We start from the raw sequence: 20,446 nt of genomic DNA, 5'->3' as shown, positions 1-20,446 counted from the left end.
GGTCGGGGCAGCGGCGCGGACTGTTTATGCTTCCGATGTCAGGGAACGGCTGGTGACCTCCCCCGCATGCAACACCTGCTCGCCTGAATCGGTGTCGAGGCGCAGAGCACCGCTCGCTGTGACGCCGCGGACCGTACCGGATACCGTTCGGTCCGTTCCGGCGAAGCGAAGGTCGACATGCTCACCCATGCGGTCGAGACGCTTTTCGTAGGCTTCGTGCACGGGGCGACCGTCGATGGCGACGTCGTACCATTCCTCAAGTCGTTCGAGAAGTCGGACGAGCACCGCCTCGCGCGGAAGGGTTCGGCCGACAGCAAGGCGCATGGAGGTCGCGCGTTCCGACAACGCCGGAGGGAAATCGGTCTGGTTCACGTTGAGGCCAATCCCGAGAATGACTGCGCTGGGTGGTCCTTCAGATGCGCGGCCGAACGATGCTTCGAGAAGCATGCCGCACGTCTTTCTGCCATCGATCATGATGTCGTTGGGCCACTTGATTGACACGGGATGGGGCTCGACGAACGCTTCTACCGTTTCCGCGACGGCAATGCCGGCCGCGATGATCACGCGGCCCAGCTGGTCGGCGTCAAGGTTGGGACGAAGCACGACGGAGAGCATCACGTTCTGACCGGGGTCCGCATCCCAGGATCGGCCATGTCGACCCCGACCGGCGGTCTGATAGTCCGTGGCGACGACAGCACCTTCCGGTGCGCCGTCTTGGGCCCAGGTCGCCGCGTCCGTGTTGGTCGATTCAACGCGTTCATGGAAACGCATCGACTGCCCGAAGCGGTTTGTGTCGAGTGCGTTGAGGATGGAAGAAACGTCCATCGAAAGTCAGGTGTGAAACGAAAACGCGATCGCGAGGGGGCTGAATCGAGTTGCTACGACCGGACGTCGGTGTACGTGGACTCCGTGCGAACGTGGAAGGGGTCGCGCAGAACCATATCGAGGATGGCGCGAAACCGGGTTTCTTTCGGAAGCCAGGTGTCGTTTTCGGTGCGCGCGAGCGTGATGTGAAAGACGGTGTCCTGCCCGTACAGCAGCGTGCGCTCAGTGTAAACCGTGTGCGCGGCCAGCAATTCGTACGAGTCACCGTGAACCGTAAGCTCTGCGTACCGGGCGACCTGATCGGGGCCCGTCCCGCTCTCTCGGGCCTGAACCGTGACGATGAGTGCAGGCGCCCCTTCGTACGTGTCGGACCGGACGTTGTACTGGAACGCCTCCCGTTTTCTTGCAGAAAGATATGGCGGATCGTCGGGAAAAGCTTCCGAGGCGAGATCGACAGGGACTCCCGACGGGTCGGGTGACGGACCAAAGCGTCCGAGAACGGATGCATCGAACGAGCCACTGGAGTCCGAGTCCACCAGTGTGATCTGAAAGGGCGATGCGTCGCCGTTGGGACGGTATCTCAGCGTGCGTTCGCGAAAGGCAGAAACGCCGTCGTTTGAATCAATGCGCTCGGTTCGGACCGAGCGGGTGAAGGCGTAGTCGCGCAGATGGACGAAGGCACTGTCAAAGACCGTTCGTTTCATGCTGTCGAGTACAGCGATAGCCCGGTCCCGTTCATCGGCACTCGGCGGGGATGGAGCGTTCGGCGGCGTGAATGTCGAGGGGCCACCGCCGGATGTCGCATCTCCGCACCCTGTGATGAGCATGGTGACCGTCAGGCACGCTGCAAGCCATGGTAGGCTCTTTAAAAAACGAACGTGTTTAAAAACGCGAGGCTGCATCAAAGGGGAACGCTTCCTATGTTTGAGGTCGGCTCATCGGCAGGGGGCGCCGCATGGGTTGCGCCCGTGCCTAGCAGTGAAGCAAACAAAAGTTTCGGCCTTTCCCGAGCCTGTCGCGACTTCCTCGTACATTTCCCATTCCCCGATGCCTGTTCCTTCTCACGGTTCGTCGTACGAAGATGTGCTGGCGACGGCCGTTCGTGCTGCGCACAACGCGGCAGCGGTGATTCGGGAAGCGGCGGGTACGTTCGACCATCCGGTGGAGATCGATGCGGTCGACATTGACAACAAGGGCGTGAATGACTTCGTGACGGTCACCGATCGCGCGGCGCAGGACGTCATCGTCGAACAGCTCCAGCAGGACACGCCCGGGGTGGAGATTCTGGCCGAGGAAGGTGACGATCCAGAGGAACTGGAGTGGACGGGCGACCGATGGATCGTGGATCCCATCGACGGGACCACCAATTTCATGCATCGCCTGCCGCCGTACGCGGTTTCCATCGCGTTTCAGACGGAAGATAGGCTCCGTGTTGGGGTCGTGCTCGATGTCTCGCACGACGTTCTGTATACTGCCGTAGCCGGGCATGGGCTTCAGCGTAACGGTCGCCCCGACGAGGTGACGTTTACTGATACCTTCTCGGATGCCTTCCTCGCGACCGGTTTTCCCTACCGGCGTTTCGAACATACGGAGATCTACCTGGACATTCTGGCTCACTTTATCCGCTCCACGCAGGGCCTCCGGCGTCACGGCTCCGCGGCCATTGACTGTGCAAGAACGGCATGCGGACGGTTCGATGGTTTCTACGAAACGGGGCTGAAGCCCTGGGACGTGGCGGCCGGTACGCTTCTCATTCGGGAGGGTGGCGGTCGCGTGACGACGTATGACGGCCGCGATGGGCTTGCCCCCGTTTACGATCGACAAATTTGTGCTTCTAACAACAGCGAGGCGATCCATGCCGGACTTCTCCGTGGCCTGGAACCGATGAAAGACATCCGCCTCTAGTACGTTCTCCTTCGGCAATCCAGTTGGTGAGCCGGAGCTTCGACATCTCGGACGACCACTTTCTTACACCGAACGACTGCATAACGATATGGGACTTCTCGACGGAAAAACTGGCATCATCTTCGGCGCACTGAATGACGAAAGCATCGCCTGGGCGGTTGCGGAAGCCGCCAAGCGTGAGGGCGCCGAGTTCGTGCTGTCGAATGCTCCCGTGGCGCGGCGCCTCGGGTCGCTGGATGAGCTGGCTGAGTCGACCGGTAGCTCCATCATCTGGGCCGACGCGACATCCGACGAAGAGCTTGCCGACCTGTTCGAGCAGGTGAAGGAGGAGCACGGTCCCATCGATTTCATCGTGCACTCGATTGGCATGGGCGTCAACGTGCGGAAGGATGTGCCGTACGAGGATCTGAACTACAACTGGTATCAGAAGACGCTGGACATCTCGGCCGTCAGCCTGCACCGGATCGTCCATCATGCTCTCGACCAGGAGGCGATCAAGGATGGCGGCTCGATTGTCGCGATGTCGTACATCGGCGCGCAGCGCATCTTCTCGAAGTACTCGGAGATGGGCGACGCGAAGGCGCTTCTCGAGAGCATCGTCCGAGCGTTTGGTTACCGCCTCGGCAAGCGCGACATCCGCATCAACGCGATCTCGCAGAGCCCGACGAAAACGACAGCCGGTTCGGGAATCGACGGCTTCAACGCCATGTACGAGTTTGCGGAACGCGTCTCCCCGCTTGGCAACGCCGACGCCGAAAGCTGCGCCGACTACACCATCACGCTGCTGAGCGACTACACGCGGATGGTCACGATGCAGACGCTCTACCACGACGGTGGCTTCTCTTCCATGGGCATCTCCGACCAGCTCGTGGAAGCCATGGAAGACTCCTTCGGGGATGACGAATAGTTCAACGTTCAGGGTTCAGGGTTCAATGTTCTGAACTCTGAACCCGAACGTTGAACCCTAGGTACCGGACAGTTTGGTTCCACCACGGAATGGTTCCGTGCGACTTCGAGAAACGGACCGCGTCAGCCCCACACGTCTCGGAAACGAGGCGTTATCGTCGAGAAATGACGCACTCTCACACTCCCATACCCACATACACCCGTCCATGTCGGAGCAGCCGCGCCGGGGAATGTGGAAGTGACGTGGGTACCAGTGAAAGTGTCCGGTAGCTAACGTTGAACCCTGAACCCTGAACTCTGAACGTTTTTACTGCTTTGATCAACCTTTTTATTACGGACATCGACGGCTGCCTATCGGAGCCGTACCGGCCGTACGATCTCGATCACTTTTCGATCTTGCGACGGTACGCCGGGGACGCAAGCCCGGCTGCGTCGCCCGGGTTTGCGCCGGCCATCTCGATCTGCTCCGGTCGGGCTTACGCCTACGTGGAGTCGGTGACGCAGGCGCTCGGGCTGACGTGTCCGGTGCTGTTCGAGAGCGGAGGCGGGATGTTCGACCCGGTAACGGCCCAGACGACGTGGAATCCGGCGTTCACCGATGAGGTGGCGGCCGAACTGGAGGAAGTGCGTCACTGGTTTGCGACGGATTGCGTGCCGGGGACGAAAATGTCCCTCGATCACGCCAAGCGTACGCAGGCCGGGATCGTCACCCCGGACACCTCAGAGATCGAGGAGCTACGTCCGCGAGCGGAGCGGTTTGTGGAGGAAAATTTGCCGCACCTGGTGGTCTTTTCTACGGACAACTCCGTGGACATCGTCCCGCCGTCCATCACCAAGCAGACCGGAATCGCCTGGCTGTGCAATGAGCTGGGTGTGTCGACGACGGAAACGGCGTATATCGGCGACACCGACGCCGATCTCGATGCGTTGTTGTCGGTCGGCTATCCGTTTGCCCCTGCCAATGCGCATGGCGTCGTCCGTGAACAGGTGCCCCACGTCACCCAGGGCGAAGTCATCCGCGGGACGGTCGAAGCATACCAGTGGTGCTTGCAGCACAACCGCCGCGATCCGGAAGCCGGCTAAGCGACGGATTGGGGATTGTGGATTGTCAATTCGCAGTTCGACCTTCGCACTTCGCATTGGTATTCCGGTGTGATCCTTGATCGGTGCATACACGGAGCTAACTGTTCAGGTAGCGACGCCCGAGTTTTTATGGTTGATTTTGTTCGTCATCGTCTTTTCTGGGGAATGCTGGCTCTCGTTCTTGGAGCCGTGTCGCCGCAGGCCTTTGCGCAGCAACCGGCGGCCTCGTCGGCCGTGAGTACGGCGTCTCAGGATGTCGCAACGCGTGCAGTCACGCGCAGTACGCCCGCTGCGGCGCTCGCCGACCGGCAGCTGTTTTACGTTGCCGGGGAGTCGACCATGCTGTACAACACGCCGGATGACTCGCGCCCGGTGCGTCGATTGACGGTGACCACTCCTGTGCAGCGCCTTTCGTGCGAGGATGAGTGGTGCGAGGTGCGCACCGATGATGGAAAGCAGGGATTCGTGCCGGAGACGGCGATTTCCAACATCTGGATTCGCGCCTCGAAGGCCGACCGGCGGGTCTACATGTACCGGGGCACGCGCCTTATGAAGACGTTCAAGGCCGACTTCGGCTACAACGCGTTCTCCGACAAGGAGCGTCGCGGGAGCACAAGCCTGCGGGACCACTGGCGAACGCCGGAGGGGCAGTTCTACGTTGTGCGCAGAAACCCCAACAGCCAGTTTTACAAGGCCCTCGTTCTCAACTATCCGACGGCCTCCGACGCGCGCCGGGGCTACCGAAACGGGATCATTTCTCGGTCGGAGCGCGACGCGATCATTGAAGCCGACGAAAGGATCAGCATGCCCCCGATGAATACGGAGCTGGGCGGATGGGTTGAGATCCACGGTGATGGTACCGGGGCGGCCACCAACTGGACGCAGGGCTGCGTCGCCGTGACGAACGAGGACATGAACACCCTCTGGTGGTGGACCCAGGTCGGGACGCCGGTGCTCGTCGAATAGCCGGCGTGGAACGAGCGACCGAGGTGGGCTTTATCTTTTGATGTCGGCGACCGAATGACCGTGCGGTTCACCCCTTTTCCCAAGATTCGCTTCTTCCATGACTGCTTCGCGCTGGATGCTCGTACTCGCAATGGCTGTGACCCTGGTACTTACCGGGTGCAGTTCGGAGGACCCGTCGGCCCCGCCGAGCGGCTGGGAAAGCGCTGACGGACGCTGGTGGAAGAGTGGCGTGGACACCTCAACCGTGTTTCGCAATCTGGAATCGCTGAAGGCGATGGGGATTACGGACACGCGGACCCTTTCCATCTCGCAGGGACAGATGACGCGCGCTCAGATGCAAGAAGCCGTGAAGCGCTCCATTCTGCCTCTCTTCCAGCATGACCCGGAGACGATCGACTCACTCTTCCGGGCGAAGGCGGTGCCGGTACTGTCTGACGTCTCGCTCTCGGGCGACATCCGCGAGAAAGTTCAGGGCGAGTACAAACAGAAGGCATACAAGGCCATCAACAACCACTATCGCGAACCGCGACGGACGGAAACCGGGGAGGGGATGGTGTTTCCGGATAGCCTGCGCAACGAGGAGAACCGGGGAACGGTCGAGCTGCAGGTCTTCGTCAACGCGAACGGCGAGCCGGAAGGCATCGAGGTTGTAGAGAGTCTCCATCCGACACTCGACGGAATCGCCATGCGAACGACGACCCAGATGAAGTGGCAGCCGGCCTTTTTGAAAGTCAATAACGAATGGGTCGAGCAGGCGTCCTTCGTCCGCTTCGGCGTGGACTTCGGACGGTAGGAGGCTGGGACATTTGTGTACTACGATCCACCCTGGTTGCTATTTGCCCTCTGTCGTGCCTCGCACGGTCGGGGGCGTTTTTGATTAGGGATTGTGGATTGTGGGTTGGGGAATAGTGGATTGGATTGATTTCGGTCGGGAGGAGGTAGGAGGGTACGTGCCGGCATTTTCCTGGCGTGTTGGTTTGTTGGGCTGCCACGTAATACCCGGGAGTTGATCGGCGTTTGAGGATGCCTCGTATCTACGTCGAGGTGAAGCGGCATTCATCCATGCCGCTATCAACGCACCGAGGTCGAGGAATGGCCCTGAGCGTGTCGGTGCACTGCGCAGAGCCACACTCCCTCCAATGAAATCACGAGACACCGTTTGGGTCTTGCTCGACGCTCCGGGTTGAATCCAATCCACAACCCCCGATCGACCATACACAATAATAAAAACGCACCGCCCCCGGTCGTGGGAAGCGGTGCGTTTGGCGTTGCCGCTGATGTTGGAGCAGCGCACTAGTAGTACAGCACGTCTGCCTGCTTATTGCCCGGAACGTTGACGTCGTCGCCACCGATGATCAGGACGTGGGCGACGCCCTGGCTATCGGTGTAGCTGACGGCAGCCTGATTGTACAGGTTGTTGCCGCCCTCCGAAAGCAGGGTGTTCGAACCCGTAGCGCCGCTGAACGACCCGATGGTTCCGTCGCTGTTGATCTGAGCGTACGTGTTTTCGCTCGAGCCCTGCGCGGCCGCGGAGTAAATGCCCGAGCTTACGAACACGAAGCCGCCGCTAACGAGCGTGCTATGCTTCTCACGTGACTTGCCAAGCTCGTTCGGGTTGGCGCTCCAGCCGGAGATTTCGCCGGTGCGGAGGTTGATCTCGCCGTTCGAGATGGCGCCGGTGCGCGTGTTGCTGTTGGTGTTGCTGTTCGGGTCCACCGCGGCAGTGTTGCCGCCGACGGTGTAGAGGTAGCCGCCGAAGCTTACGAGACCGTGGTGCGCGATGGCCGTCGGGAGATCTTGCTGCTGCTCCCAGGTGCCGATCGTGCCGCTCGTATCGATCTCGGCTTTGTAGACCGTGGCGACAGGTGCATTGCCGGTCGTTGCACCACCGACCACGTAAATGGCACTGCGGAAGAGCACAGCATCGGCGTTGTGAAGCGGCTGCGGTAGCGCCGTCTCGCTATTCCAGGTGCCGAGCGTACCGTCCGGGTTGATCTGGGCTCGGTTGACGCTGCTGACGACGTTGCTGGAGGCGTCGATGCCGCCAATTGAGTAGAGATGCCCGGTCGTGTCGACGCGCGAGTTGAATCGCGTCGCAGCGACGGTTGCGTGATGGGCGAGGCTGTTCGGAAGGTCCGTGACCTGGGCCCAGCTGCTCACTTCGCCCTGCTGGACAAGTTCACCGCCGATCGCCTGAGTGAGGGCATTGTCCTGGGCGTCGATGCCGCCTGTGACGTATACGTAGCGCTTCGTGTCGCCGTTGGCGTTCTCGAACTGGGCGAAGCTCGCGTCGTGGCTGCTCACGCCCGTCGGGAGGCTCGACGTCTGCGTCCAGTTGATGTTCGACGGGCTGAAGCTGGCGCCGTCCGTCACGTTGAACGGGATCGATTCGCTGACGCCGACTTCCGTCTCAACCACGACCGGTCCGTCGGATGCACCGCTCGGCACGGTCGTCACGATGAACGAGTTTGTCCAGTCGTCATCGGCCTGGATGGTGGCGGCAATACCCGTTCCTGCTGACTCGTCGTAGTTGAAGTACACGGTTCCGGTACCCTGGACATCGCCAAAGGCATCCCCATCGAGAATGACCGTGCTTCCAACCTGTCCGGAGGGGCGGGTTGCGCTGTTGACAAAGCTAAGTTTCGGCGGGATGGCGGTAAACGCGTCGGCCTCGGATGCGGTCTTCGATTCGTTGTTGAGCACCGTCACGTCGACCGGCGTTTCGGTCGTGATGCCCGAGGGGACGACGGCAAAGAGCCTGGTTGGAGACTCGACGGTAACCGACGATGCCGCCACACCGTCGACCGTAACGTTGGCTCCCGTTTCAAAGTCGGAGCCTTCGAGGGTGAGTTCGGTGCCGATGGCACCCTCTGTCGGGCTTACGCCTGTGATGCTCGGTTCGGGCACGTCGCTGCCGCCGCCGCTACCGCCGCTGTCGCATCCGACAAGGATGACAGCAAACATAGCTACCACGGACAGAATGTGCCGCAGGTTGGATGGAAGTTGCATATGGGGGAAGAATCCTTTTGAAGAGGAGGTCGGGGGCCGGCTGTGGCGACCGGCACGTCGGCTCAATGGACGGGTGCTCCGGCGCAGGGTTACACGCGTGACCGTTACTCATCTCCTGTTCTGGAGTCATAGCGCTGTCTGATGGGAGTCTTGCTGTGAGATTCAAACGATCCCTCTGCTCGAGCCGGGGCTGGGCTGGCGCACCACACTTGCGCGTTCTCCGGTACACCAGAGGCGCAAATCGATCATCGTCTATTGCTATTGCTGATTGGAAATCGGATTCTCCGGCACGACGATAACGGCAACGCGATGATCGAATTTTTCGAGTCTGTGCCGAAGGGTCGGGCACTCCAGTCCGTATGTCCAGGTCGGGACGAGTTTTCCCATCACATCTGTTTCCTGATCCCCTTCGACTATTCGCCACTCCCGTAGGTCTGCCGTGGGAGATGTGCAATGAAGCCGATCTCGTCTGACCAATGTTTACATCGACCCAGGTGGCCCTCATGATCATTCGAACTCTTATTTCCTCCCTACTGTCCCTCTTATTACTCATTGTGGTTGTCGGCACGGCGGCAGGTTGCCAACCGGAGGACGAAGTCCAGGCGACGCCGTCTCCTGATCCAGACACCGAGATCCCAATCACAACTGTTTCCGAGGACGCACGAGCCGTCTTCCTCGATGGTCTGTACGCGATGGAGATTGGCGACCAGCAGACGGCTCAAGAGCATTTCCAGAAAGCAGTGTCCATCGATCCGGACTTCACGTATGCGTACGTCTATCTGGCCGATGTTTCGTTCTCGCCGGAGAGCTTCGAAAAGAACTTAGGGAAGGCGAACGAAACGAGCTCGGACAAGAGTGAAGGCGAGCAACTGCTCGCTCAGATTCGAAAAACGTACATCACGAACGACGCCGAACGCCGCCTGGAGCTAGCGTCCCGCCTGACGGAGGCGTACCCGGCGTCCGCATATGCGTGGGTGGAGCGAGGAGATGTCTATAACTCGCGGGGAGAGGTGGACGAGGCCCGAGAGGCGTGGAAAACAGCGTCGAAGCACTCCTCCACATTGATCGTGTCGAACGTGCGGTTATCGAACTCCTACACATTCAGCGAGCCGCGCGATCTCGATAAAGCCATTTTGTTCGCCCAACAGGCTGTTGCCATTCAACCGGAGGAAGCCGTTCTGCAGGTATGGTTGGGCGACGCCTATCGTGGGAACGGTGACCTCGAAGAAGCTCGACGGACCTACCAGAAAGCGGTGGAAGTGAATGCCGGTTATGCACCGGCGCACGTTAAGCTCGGTCACGTTCTTTCTTTCCTCGGATCCTACGACGAGGCTCGTGCCAGCTACGACCAGGGTGTGCAGCAGGGACGAGGTGTTGCGAAGGCCCAGCTCGCGAACTACCGCGCGTTCGTTGCGCTACACGAAGGAAATCCCGAGGCCGCATACGATGAGTTGAGCGATGTGATCGTGATGATCGAGAATATGGACCTCCCTGTGGAGGAGAAAACCGGGGTAACGTTCTTCACGCTCAACAATCAGTTCCTCGTTGCGGTACACAACGACATGATCGAAGAAGCCGAGGCCACGATCACGCAGCGGCGCCTGCTGTCGGAGGAGGTCGAAGATCGTACCGTCGATGCCACGATGAAGGCCAACATAAGCACCGACCGCCTCTACTGGGATGGATATCTGGCGGCGATGAGTGGCAATACCGAGATGGCACGCAAGGCTGCGAACGATTACTACGAGAGCGTCAAGGATCAGACGGATCCGAAGCGGTTTGAAAACCAGCATCACCTACTCGGGCTGGCGGCTCTCATTGACGGCGACGGAGAGACGGCCGTACGTCATCTGTCGAAAGCCGATCCGAACAACATCGGCATTCGCTTTCAGCTGGCTCAGGCGTATGAGCTGGCCGGCGATATCGAGGCATCGAGAAAGGCGTACGATGACGTCGCGCGCCACAACTTCAACTCGGTCGAATATGCGATCGTCCGTGCCGACGCGATGAAGAAACGCCGCGTGTAAGGTCGCGCGTATCGCGCTATGTCGACGTAAAGAGACGCCGCTTCGAAACGAAAACCCAGACACGCCGCGGCCCGCCTCCGATTCATTCGGGGGCAGGCCGTCTGCGGTTTGGGCACGATTGATGTTGTACTACAGCTCCGTGGGTGTCACAATAGGAGCTATTCGCTTCGGGGCGCGTTTCCTCTTCCAGATCGACGATGCGCCCTCGTATCGCGGCAATCGTTTTTCGTACGGCACTCGTTTTTCGCGGAGAGTCGACCATTGAACGCCAAGTTGTATGTCTTCGATGTCATCAACATCGCCTGACCTACCGGAAGTGACCTGTGCAGAGGCCATCGACGCGACGGCTCAAGACGCGGAAGGCCTCATCAGGGTCGAACTCGATACGACGCGCGGTCGCCTTGCTCTCGACTACGACCGGACGCGCCTTTCCGATCGGGAAGCCGAGCGGCTCGTGCGCGAAATGGCCGCGGCCATCCACCAACCGATGTCAGCCTGCACGATGCGTCTGGAACGGCGGGGCGGACGGAGTTGTGAGACGTGCGCTCTCAACCTCGAAAATCGGCTTCGGTCGGTGCCCGGCATTCAGGAGGCGCAGGCGTCGTTTCGAAGTGGTATCCTGCGCGTGACGTACGACGAAGGCGTCACCTCACCCGAAGATCTCGTTCGAACGGTTCACTCGCTCGGCGAGTCGGCGGCCCTTCCGATGTCGGATGACACCGGCGACGCGAAGGAGGCTCCGGTCGATCGGGTTCAGCTTCGGCGGGAGTCGGTGTTCGTGGCGTTGTCACTTGCCGGCATGGTGGGTGGACTGGTTGCCGGCTGGCTCGACCTGCCCACGACCGTGCGCTGGATCAGCTATGCGGTGTCGTACGTCTTCGGCGGGTGGTACGGTCTTGTGGCCGGGCTGGAGACGCTCCGCCATCGGGCCGTCGACATTGACCTGCTCATGATCCTTGCTGCGGTGGGGGCCCTTGCCATCGGGGCGCCCTTCGAAGGGGCGATGTTGCTCTTCCTGTTCTCTCTGTCGAACGTCCTTCAGCATTACGCCATCGGCCGATCGCGGCGGGCGATCGAAGCCCTCATGACGCTCCGGCCCGAGGAGGCGCAGGTCCGCCGGAATGGTACGGAAGTGACGCTTCCGATCGAGGAGGTCGACGTGGGCGACGTGTTCGTTGTGCGGCCGGGTGACCGCGTACCCCTCGACGGAACGGTGACAGCTGGAGAGAGCGCCGTCGACCAGTCGGCACTGACCGGGGAGTCTGTGCCGGTTCACAAGTCCGCTGGGGACGACGTATACGGCGGAACGATCAACGAGGACGGCAGCCTCGACGTGCGTGTGACGCGTCGAGCGACGGAGTCGGCCATCGCACGACTTATCAGCATGGTCGAGCACGCGCAGGGGCAGAAGGCCCAGACGCAGCGGCTGATCGACCGGCTCGAGCAACCGTACGTTCTGGGCGTTCTCGGCTTGACGGTCACCGCCGCCGTGGTCGGGTTGCTCGTCGGCGAGTCTACGGGGACCGCTCTGTATCGTGCGATGACGCTGATGGTGGCCGCGTCACCGTGCGCAGTGGTGATTTCGACGCCGGCGGCCGTGTTGTCGGCCATCGCGGCAGGTGCACGGCGCGGCGTTCTTTTTAAAGGTGGTGCCCACGTCGAAGCGGCAGCGTCGGTGCGTGCGGTCGCGTTCGATAAGACCGGTACCCTCACGAAGGGCGATACCGAACTCACGGATCTCGAAGTTCGACCCGGATCGACGCTCGGCACGGAGGAACTGACGGAGACGCGCCTGCTCACTCTCGCTGCGGCAGTACAGTCACGCTCGGAGCATCACCTCGCGCGGGCCACCGTGGCCGCAGCCGAGACGAGGGGACTCGACCTTCCTCCGGCCGCCCGCTTCCACGCGAGTGTCGGGAAAGGCGTTCGTGCTGATGTCGCGGGTCGCACAGTTCACATCGGCAATCCAGCGTACTTCGAAAGTCGCGACGGTGGGACGATCACAGGCCTGGACGAGGGGCTGAAGGCCGTGCGGGAATGGCAGGAGGATGGAAAGACCAGCGTGCTGGTCGCTGCCGAGACGGATGCGGGTGTGCAGGTGATTGGATGGATCGCCTACGCCGATGTCGTTCGTGACGAGGCGCGTCGCACCGTGGAGGCCCTTCGGGCTCAGGGCGTCGAACATATCGTCATGCTCACGGGGGACCACGCCACCGTTGCCCGCCGCATCGGGGAGGCTGTCGGAGTGGATGAGGTGTACGCCGAGCTCTTGCCGGAGCAGAAGGTCGACCGAGTGCGCCAGCTCGTGGCTCGCTACGGGTCTGTGGCCATGGTGGGCGACGGCGTGAACGACGCACCTGCTCTGGCCACGGCGACCGTCGGTGTGGCGATGGGAGGCGCAGGGACCGATGTCGCCCTTGAGACTGCCGACCTGGTGTTAATGGGCGATGATCTGACCAAGCTCCCGTACGCTCTTTCGCTGAGCCACGCCACCCGGCGCACCCTTCGCGTCAACCTGTCGATTGCGTTCGCGGCCATCATCGTCATGATCGCCACGATCCTCACGGCCGGGATCGCGTTGCCGCTGGCCGTCGTCGGTCATGAGGGTTCCACCGTGGTCGTTTCCCTGAACGGACTCCGGCTTCTGGCTTTTCGGGAGTAAGGGCAGGCTCGCCGTCAGGGTCAGCGCGGCCCACGCCGTCCGCGCCACATCGGCCGTCCGTCGGCCGTCCGGAGCTGCAGGAATCGGTCGCCGTGCCTCATCTGGGTGGCGATCAGGGCCGCCTCTCCCTGAAATGTGACGCGCGAGCCGGTCACCTTGATCTCGTCTCCGACCCGAAGCGGCTGCTCTGGATCCTCGACGAAAAAGGCCGGCCCGAGATGCACCGGGAGCGTCTCCGCACCCGTGTCCAACTCGATGTGGATGCCGGTCGTGGCTCTACGACCGGGAGAAGCGATGCGGTCGATCCGTGCGATGGTGCCATGCAGCGTGTCGAGGGTCGCCGGGTCATACAGGCGAGCATACGTGCTGTCTGCAACCCAGCGGTTCTGCCTGTTCTGCGCCTGAAGGCTTTCTGCCCCCAGCGTGCTGAAAATGAGAAGGGTGCCTGCGATTGCTATCACCTGGCGCCAGCGTGCGATATTCATGGTTCGAGTCCGGCGTGCGTCGTCAGGAAGGACGTGCGGTCGGGTTTAGCATACAACCTGGTTGCGCGTGACGGTACCGGGATCCTCGGAGATGAATGTCATCCTTTGTTTGGGGCAAGGGTCCGGGTATTCCGCCCCGTGGCTCGCGGATCGCTTCACCACATCCATCGCTTCGGGTCGAACCGAGAAGACCCGCCCGTCCTCCGTATGAGTGACGGAAGGCAAGGGCGGGCCCGTGTAGGAAAGCACTCGGGTTACAGGGCCGATATTTCGACGGCATCCAGACGCTACATCTCGGGGTCGGCTTTTTTCAGAATGAAGAGACCTTCCTGCATGCTCGTGACAACGACAATTCCGCTTTCGAAGAACGGGTAGTTGCTGAAGGCGCCTTCGAATACGGGAGCATCTTTCCCGAACGGAAGCGTGTCGAAGTAGCCAATTTCGCGAGGCTTCGTCGGGTCAGAAACGTCCACCACACGGAGGCCGCTGGAGTAGTTCGCCTGATACATCGTGTTGCCACGAATGTAGAGATTGTGGTCGGAGGCCGGGACGGACAGGAAGAACTCCGTCACGAGCTGCGGATCGTCGAGGCGGCTCACGTCCCACACCATCGTACGGGTCCGGTCGGTGATACCGCTCATCTCGTCGAGCTCGTCGTTGACGAAGAGGTAGCGCTGATCCTCCGTCAGCCAGCCTTGGTGGATGTAGGCGCTGCGTGGATGCTCTGCGCGCGACAGGTTCTTCGGGTTCGACTTGTCGGTGACATCGGCGATGCTCACCGCGGTCTCGTTCGACGCGAAGCAAATCTCGTTGCCCTGATAGCGCTCATCGGGGCCACGGTACACGACGCACTGCGTGTCGTGGGTCGTGCCGGTGCCCGTCATGCCGGTACCCACGTCGGTGTAGCAGCCCGCGAACGAGGGCTTCGTCGGCTCGCGCACGTCGACCATGTGGAGGCCCCCGCCGCACGTTTGACCGCCGCCGTTCGACCCTACGACGTAGGCGAAACCGGTGTCCTCGTTGATGAACACGTTGTGCGCGCTGTGAACGCCGTCGTAAATAGTGGTCGCCTCGAACGTTTTCGGCTGCTCCTCTTCCGCGACGTCCCGGAGCTGCGTGAGATCAAAGATCTGCATCCCGTGTTTGCCGACGTTATCTGCGACGATAAACGCATGGTTCTCGTAGACCTTGACGTCGCGCCAGATTTTCGCCTCCGTGCCTTCGGTCATGGGGAGTTCGCCGACATAGACGGGGCGCATCGGGTCGGTCACGTCCACGAACGAGGTCCCGTTGACGCGGCCGACGACGGCGTAGTCCCGATCCGTCTCCGGGTCGGTCCAGCCCCAGACGTCATTCACGCGTACACCGGGCGTGTCGCTGATGGCGTCCACCGGCAGGAAGGAGAGCAGATCCACCTCCTTGCAGTCAAAGAGAGACGCTTTCCCGCCGGAGCACGTCGTCTTTTCGCCGGTGACAGCCGTGAAGATGTCTCGGCTCGGGGCGGAAATCGGCGTGTCTGACCACGTGTTGGTGCTAGCGTTGAAGGCTGTGATCGAGCTGGATCCGGTCATGCGTGCGCCGTAGTTCTGTCCAGGTTGGGCAGCAACGATCCGGTCGCCATGTCCGACAAGGGCGCCACCGAGCCGGTCTCCGGGCGTGCTGGCCGGGTGCACGAGGCGTTCGGCCGAACGACCGCCCTCGCGTGGGAAGCGGTAGACGGCACCCGTATTCTTCTCTGTGCCCGGTGCGCCGACCCACGTGAAGTTGTTCGTGCGAGCGAGGGACTGGCCAAAGCGACCGTTTTGCGATTCATCGCCGGCCGTTAGAGTATCCTGAAGTGCCCACGTATCCTGGCTGCGACGAGCGATCTGGACCGCTCCCACGCGATTCATCGCGCCCGGTACTCCGATCAGGAGTTCGTCCCCGTCCAGGTGGAGGGCGGTGCCAAACTGACCGTTCATACCGGTGAAGGTCTCTGTCTCTTGCCAGCCGTCGTCCGTGCGAACGAAGCGGAGGACGTGTCCGGCATTGCCGTTCGCGCTGGGAGCACTGACGAATAGTTCGTCTTTTTGCAACCCGATCGCGTCGCCGAAGCCATCGCCATCTACACGCTCGGCCGGAGCGACCACCTCACCGGGAGACCAGCCGTCACGTCCCTCTTCGAAAACAACGACGGCGCCCTTGCCGGGATCGAACGTAAAAGGCGGGTCGGTGACGTTGACGGCAACCGTGCTGCCATCCACGGCGACGGACGTAGCGAATGCCCGTTTTTTTGGACCCGCTACCGCCTCGTCCGGAGGCGTGAGGCGGGCTGTCTGTGTCCATGTTTCGCCTTCGCGGTCGAACACATAAGCCGCGTTGGACGAGGACGCACCGACAACCAGCCGATCGCCATCCACGGCGAGAGCCTCACCGAAGCCATCACCCACCTCGGCCTCCGCGGCCGTCAGTTCGGCATGTTGTTCCCAGGCGTCGCCCGTCCATCGGTATACCAACACGCGGCCGGGAGCGTGAATGCTTCGGGCTTCACCGGCAAACAGGACGTCACCGGACATAGCCAGAGCATGACCAAAACCACCGGCGCCCGACGACGAGGGTGACGTCAACGCGGCGGTCTGCGCGGAAGCGGAAAGAGGCAGAAGCCCCGCGAGAAAAAGCAAGCAGGGGAGGAGACGTGAAAGACGAGGCATACGGGCAGCGGCTCGTGAAGGAAATGTCTCTGGACGGTATATAATCCGAATCGTATTGCACTTCCACAACCAGACGCGTCGGATATCAGACTCCGTTTAGATTCCGGTCGAGAGACGTGTGCTAGGATGTTCGGAAATCGATGATCGATGTATTCCCCTGATTGGATATTCCTTTGGGGAAATAGAGTAGCCGTCGGCATACCCACATGTGCGCCGTATATCCGTCATGTCGAGAGGGGTTCTTCCTATCGTGCGCAGACGCATGGCAGAATATGTACGTACGGAGCCACCGGTGCGACGGCTGTGCGGTAGATTTGCGACATCGTCTTTAAATCAAGGTGTGGGTGAGGCAGGCCGACACTTTTCGTGGGTTCGAGGGATCGACGTGTTCGCCTCTTTGGCGGGTGTATCGCGGCGTCCGGCTACGTCAATATGAGGCCGGTCGGTGTCTACGTTATCTCGTATTTGCATCTTCAGTCAGGTAGACCCATGGCATATCGATTTTTAGTGTTACTACTTGTCCTTCTCCTTCCGACCTCGCTGGTTTACGGTCAGGAAATCACGATCACGACGACATCCGACGCAGCCCGGGAGGCGTTTGAGGAGGGCCGCGAGCATGCAGCCAATGTCCACCAGGAAAAGGCGATCGATCGATTTAAGGTCGCCCTTGAGGAAGACGCCGATTTTGCTCTCGCTCATCTTTATTTAGCCTCCTTGCTCGATGGAGAGAAACGGAAGAAGCATTTCGAGCAAGCAGAACAGCGGCTGGACGCTGTGACCGAGGGCGAGCAGTTGATCATTCAATCGTACGGAGCTCACCTGGACGGTAACCACGAAAAGGAGTACGAACTCGCTAAGAAGGCGGCCGAGACGTATCCGGACGATGTCTACGCATCGCTCCACGTCGGGTGGCAGGAGTATCGAAGGAAAGAGTATGAGGCGGCTCGCGCGACGACGCAGCACATTCTGGAAATGAAGCCGGAGTTTGCGCCCGCCTACAACATGCTCGGCTATATCGAGCTCGAGGCCGGGAATTATGACGCGGCAGAGCAAGCGCTGAAGTCGTACGTCGAGGCGGCTCCCGACGAGCCCAACCCATACGATTCACTCGGGGAGTTGTATCTCACCACCGACCGGTACGATGAAGCCATTCAGCAATTCAAAATGGCTCTTGAGCGCGATGCGGACTTTGAGATCAGCAAGACCAACATCGTGAAGGCGGAGATTCAGAAGGTGAACCGACAATTCGAGGACGCCATGGCGGCGAAAAATGTTGACCAGCTGAGCGAAATGTACACCGAGAACGCTGTTGTCGCGCCGCCCAATCGACCACTTGTTCGCGGACGTGATGGGGTTCGAGAAATGTATGCGGCTGGGTTAACGGGGATGGATCGAATCGAACTCGAGACCGCTGAGATCCGAGCGTTCGGAGACCAGGCCGTCGAGATGGGTGAGAGCAAAGTGTACGCGGGTGAGGAGGTCGTGGAGGAGGGACGCTACATGGCCGTCTGGCGAAATGTGAACGGTCAGTGGCAGATCGATCGTGAAGTCTGGAACTCAGGGCTCGAAGCGTCCAAACCCACCGCGACAGTATCCGACGAGAAGTAAATACGTGGTAGACGATTCACGAGACCGGATTGCATGATGGTGGGAATATCCGGTTTCGTTTCGGTTGAGCGAGCACCAGGTGAGAGGCTCGCTCGACCACGCCTTTTGGTCCTTAGTCGCAGTCAGGGCGTTCCCTAAATTGCGTAGCCCCCCTATTTCGGCACCCGAAGTCCATGCCGTTTCCGTCTCAATTTCTGGGTGAGTTACAGCGTCGAAGCGTCGTAAAGGTCGCCGCCGGATACGCCGTGTCCGGGTGGCTCCTGGTCCAGGTGGCGTCGATCGTCATACCCGCCTTCGGCTGGCCCGACTGGGTGATGCGCGCGATGCTCATCGCACTCATAGCGGGCTTTCCAGTCGCCTGCGTACTGGCATGGGCGTACGAATGGACGACCATAGGCATCCTCCGGGACGACGGGGACGAAGACGAGGGTGCTGTTTCCAACGTTGAGGAGGCGGTTGGCGACGAGTCATCATTGCTGGGTCGCCTGGCCTCCTGGGAAGTGGCTACGGTTGGTATCGTGATGGCGATCGCGCTCGGAGCCGGTTTGTTTTCTCTTTCGACGGTTGATGCGGCACGCCCTCGGCATATCGCCGTGCTTCCGTTTCGCGTCGTCAGCGCGACAGAGCCCGATGCCGATGTGCTCGCAGCCGGATTGATGGAAACATTGACAAGCGCTGTCACGCAGTTCAGCCAGTTTGACGAAGCGCTCTGGGTCGTTCCGTCTGCGGAAATTACTGGAACCATGACGCCCAGTACGGCCCGGCAGCAGTTCGGGGTGTCCCTCGTTGTCAGCGGCAGCATGCAGTTCGCGGAGGAACGTGTGCGGCTGACACTCAACCTGATCGATGCGCGTTCGGGGCGGCAGATGCAGTCCCGGCAGATCGACGTTGCGGAGGGTCGGGTCATCGACCTACAGGACGAAGCAACGCACCATCTCGCTCGGATGCTGGACGTTCACGTCGCGGTCCGACAGGCATCGCTGGTGCATCAAGGGCGCACGCAAGATCCCGACGCCGGAAGACTCTACGTGGAGGGGCGCGGTCTGCTGCGCGGGGCCACGTCCGTTCGGGAGATCGATTCGGCCATCGACCGGTTTCTCCAGGCCGTTGCGATTGACTCGACGTTTGCACTCGCTGCAGCCGGTTTAGGCGAAGCCTACTGGCAAAAGTACAAGCGCACGAGCGACGTGAAGTGGGTGAACGCCGCGATCTGGCAGAGTCAGAGGGCGTTGTCGATTGATTCCACCCTCGGTCCGGCATGGACCACCCTCGGTATCTTGAGAAGCGATCAGCGCCACGAGGACGCAGCCATCGAAGCCTTTGAGCGGGCCATTTCGCTCGACCCCAGAGCATCGGATCCGTACCGCCATCTAGCGACAGTATATCGGCGTCAGGGGAAAATCGAGCGGGCGGAGTTGACGTATCGTGAGGCGATCGCGAGGCAGCCAGAGTACTGGAAGAATTACAACGTGCTCGGTGCCTTCTACTACAGCCAGGGCCGGTATTCCGATGCCGTCGTGCAGTACACGCGGGGCCTCCGTCTGGCCTCGGCCAATCCGACGTTGCTCAACAACATCGCCGTTACCTACTGGCAGATGCAAAAGCTCGAGCAGGCGATCTCGTCGTTCGAACACCTTGTCGAACTCGACTCTACACGCGCGTCCGCCGTCCCCAACCTGGCCACGGCATATTTCTATGTCGGGCGCTTCAATGATGCGGCTCGACTCTACGACCGGGCGCTCGGCCAGCATCCGAAGGATTACGGTCTCGCCGGGGCTCTCGCCGATGCGCAGGTATGGAGCGACCATCTGGCGGATCGGGCTCCGGACTCGTATCGACGGGCGATTGATCTCGCTCAGGAGCAGTTGTCCGTGCGCGACCGCGATCCGTGGGTGCTCGCGAGCTTGTCGCAGTACTACCAGCGCTTGGCACACACGGATAGCGCCCGCGTGTGGCTTCGCCGCCTCGAATCTGTCGTCGAGAAGGAGAGCACGGATGTCGTGATGTCATTCAGCATCGGAGCACTGTACGAGTCGCTAGACGAGCGCGAAACGGCGTGGGACTGGATCCAGTCAGCCCTTGACCGCAACTACGGCTGGATACAGCTTGCCTACTCGCCGTTCCTCGACGATTTGCGTCGCGACCCCCGGGTTGTCGATCGTCTTCAGAAAAACGATGTGCGCAGTACCGGATCGCCCAACAATTGATCGAGTGCATCCTCCGGATTACGGTAGCTGACGACCTCTTTCCGGCTCTCTCCATTCCACTTTCTACATTACC

14 protein-coding genes are annotated in these 20,446 nt (G+C 60.9%); 9 read left to right on the top strand and 5 right to left on the bottom strand.

All coding sequences use genetic code 11. The annotated features are described in order from the left end of the window. Positions 1-24 precede the first annotated feature (24 nt). Both CRI94_RS16920 and CRI94_RS16915 read right to left on the bottom strand, forming a co-directional pair. A complete protein-coding gene (locus CRI94_RS16920; RefSeq protein WP_098079032.1) occupies positions 25-825 on the bottom strand; it encodes a biotin--[acetyl-CoA-carboxylase] ligase in 801 nt (266 codons plus the stop codon). Positions 826-878: 53 nt separating this feature from the next. After that, positions 879-1,652, bottom strand: a complete 774-nt coding sequence (locus tag CRI94_RS16915; RefSeq protein ID WP_098079029.1) for a hypothetical protein — start codon at positions 1,650-1,652, stop codon at positions 879-881. 220 nt (positions 1,653-1,872) lie between these two features. On the opposite strand from CRI94_RS16915, the gene CRI94_RS16910 reads away from it, so the two are divergent. The 5 genes from CRI94_RS16910 to CRI94_RS16890 all read left to right on the top strand — a co-directional run bounded on the left by CRI94_RS16910 (position 1,873) and on the right by CRI94_RS16890 (position 6,478). Next, complete coding sequence (locus CRI94_RS16910; RefSeq protein ID WP_098079024.1) at positions 1,873-2,730, top strand: inositol monophosphatase family protein; 858 nt, start codon at positions 1,873-1,875, stop codon at positions 2,728-2,730. Between the two features lie 88 nt (positions 2,731-2,818). Further along, positions 2,819-3,637, top strand: coding sequence for an enoyl-ACP reductase FabI (locus CRI94_RS16905; protein ID WP_098079020.1), 819 nt, complete (start codon positions 2,819-2,821; stop codon positions 3,635-3,637). Positions 3,638-3,951: 314 nt separating this feature from the next. Then, complete coding sequence (locus CRI94_RS16900; protein ID WP_098079016.1) at positions 3,952-4,719, top strand: HAD family hydrolase; 768 nt, start codon at positions 3,952-3,954, stop codon at positions 4,717-4,719. A gap of 129 nt (positions 4,720-4,848) precedes the next feature. After that, a complete protein-coding gene (locus tag CRI94_RS16895) occupies positions 4,849-5,685 on the top strand; it encodes a L,D-transpeptidase family protein (protein ID WP_098079012.1) in 837 nt (278 codons plus the stop codon). A gap of 97 nt (positions 5,686-5,782) precedes the next feature. After that, the gene (locus CRI94_RS16890) at positions 5,783-6,478 is read left to right on the top strand and encodes an energy transducer TonB (protein WP_098079009.1); all 696 of its coding nucleotides are present in this window, start codon (positions 5,783-5,785) and stop codon (positions 6,476-6,478) included. Between the two features lie 500 nt (positions 6,479-6,978). On the opposite strand, the gene CRI94_RS16885 is transcribed toward CRI94_RS16890, so the two are convergent. Further along, complete coding sequence (locus CRI94_RS16885) at positions 6,979-8,694, bottom strand: IPT/TIG domain-containing protein (protein ID WP_098079004.1); 1,716 nt, start codon at positions 8,692-8,694, stop codon at positions 6,979-6,981. 476 nt (positions 8,695-9,170) lie between these two features. Between CRI94_RS16885 and CRI94_RS16880 the strand changes: the two genes are divergently transcribed. Continuing rightward, entirely contained in the window at positions 9,171-10,721 is a 1,551-nt protein-coding gene (locus tag CRI94_RS16880; RefSeq protein WP_098079001.1) for a tetratricopeptide repeat protein, read from the top strand. 463 nt (positions 10,722-11,184) lie between these two features. Beyond that, positions 11,185-13,383 (top strand): heavy metal translocating P-type ATPase, encoded by a 2,199-nt coding sequence (locus CRI94_RS16875; protein WP_342751899.1) that lies wholly within the window; start codon positions 11,185-11,187, stop codon positions 13,381-13,383. A 20-nt stretch (positions 13,384-13,403) separates the two neighbouring features. On the opposite strand, the gene CRI94_RS16870 is transcribed toward CRI94_RS16875, so the two are convergent. Then, positions 13,404-13,868 (bottom strand): MamS/MamX family magnetosome protein, encoded by a 465-nt coding sequence (locus CRI94_RS16870; protein WP_098078997.1) that lies wholly within the window; start codon positions 13,866-13,868, stop codon positions 13,404-13,406. A gap of 287 nt (positions 13,869-14,155) precedes the next feature. Continuing rightward, a complete protein-coding gene (locus CRI94_RS16865; protein ID WP_098078993.1) occupies positions 14,156-16,558 on the bottom strand; it encodes a choice-of-anchor B family protein in 2,403 nt (800 codons plus the stop codon). A gap of 507 nt (positions 16,559-17,065) precedes the next feature. Between CRI94_RS16865 and CRI94_RS16860 the strand changes: the two genes are divergently transcribed. Further along, positions 17,066-18,166, top strand: a complete 1,101-nt coding sequence (locus tag CRI94_RS16860; RefSeq protein ID WP_179862380.1) for a DUF4440 domain-containing protein — start codon at positions 17,066-17,068, stop codon at positions 18,164-18,166. Positions 18,167-18,339: 173 nt separating this feature from the next. Continuing rightward, entirely contained in the window at positions 18,340-20,373 is a 2,034-nt protein-coding gene (locus tag CRI94_RS16855; RefSeq protein WP_098078984.1) for a tetratricopeptide repeat protein, read from the top strand. The last annotated feature ends 73 nt before the right edge of the window (positions 20,374-20,446 follow it).

This window comes from Longibacter salinarum, assembly GCF_002554795.1.
Taxonomy (GTDB): Bacteria; Bacteroidota; Rhodothermia; order Rhodothermales; family Salinibacteraceae; genus Longibacter; species Longibacter salinarum.
This window is presented reverse-complemented; position numbering and strand designations above follow the sequence as displayed.

Bases quoted from the DNA above. Each gene is read 5' to 3' on its own strand.
- CRI94_RS16890 (WP_098079009.1), top strand. From the start codon at position 5,783: ATGACTGCTTCGCGCTGGATGCTCGTACTCGCAATGGCTGTGACCCTG.
- CRI94_RS16920 (WP_098079032.1), bottom strand. From the start codon at position 825: ATGGACGTTTCTTCCATCCTCAACGCACTCGACACAAACCGCTTCGGG.
- CRI94_RS16880 (WP_098079001.1), top strand. From the start codon at position 9,171: ATGTTTACATCGACCCAGGTGGCCCTCATGATCATTCGAACTCTTATT.
- CRI94_RS16915 (WP_098079029.1), bottom strand. From the start codon at position 1,652: ATGCTCATCACAGGGTGCGGAGATGCGACATCCGGCGGTGGCCCCTCG.
- CRI94_RS16865 (WP_098078993.1), bottom strand. From the start codon at position 16,558: ATGCCTCGTCTTTCACGTCTCCTCCCCTGCTTGCTTTTTCTCGCGGGG.
- CRI94_RS16910 (WP_098079024.1), top strand. From the start codon at position 1,873: ATGCCTGTTCCTTCTCACGGTTCGTCGTACGAAGATGTGCTGGCGACG.
- CRI94_RS16895 (WP_098079012.1), top strand. From the start codon at position 4,849: ATGGTTGATTTTGTTCGTCATCGTCTTTTCTGGGGAATGCTGGCTCTC.
- CRI94_RS16905 (WP_098079020.1), top strand. From the start codon at position 2,819: ATGGGACTTCTCGACGGAAAAACTGGCATCATCTTCGGCGCACTGAAT.
- CRI94_RS16885 (WP_098079004.1), bottom strand. From the start codon at position 8,694: ATGCAACTTCCATCCAACCTGCGGCACATTCTGTCCGTGGTAGCTATG.
- CRI94_RS16870 (WP_098078997.1), bottom strand. From the start codon at position 13,868: ATGAATATCGCACGCTGGCGCCAGGTGATAGCAATCGCAGGCACCCTT.
- CRI94_RS16875 (WP_342751899.1), top strand. From the start codon at position 11,185: ATGGCCGCGGCCATCCACCAACCGATGTCAGCCTGCACGATGCGTCTG.
- CRI94_RS16855 (WP_098078984.1), top strand. From the start codon at position 18,340: ATGCCGTTTCCGTCTCAATTTCTGGGTGAGTTACAGCGTCGAAGCGTC.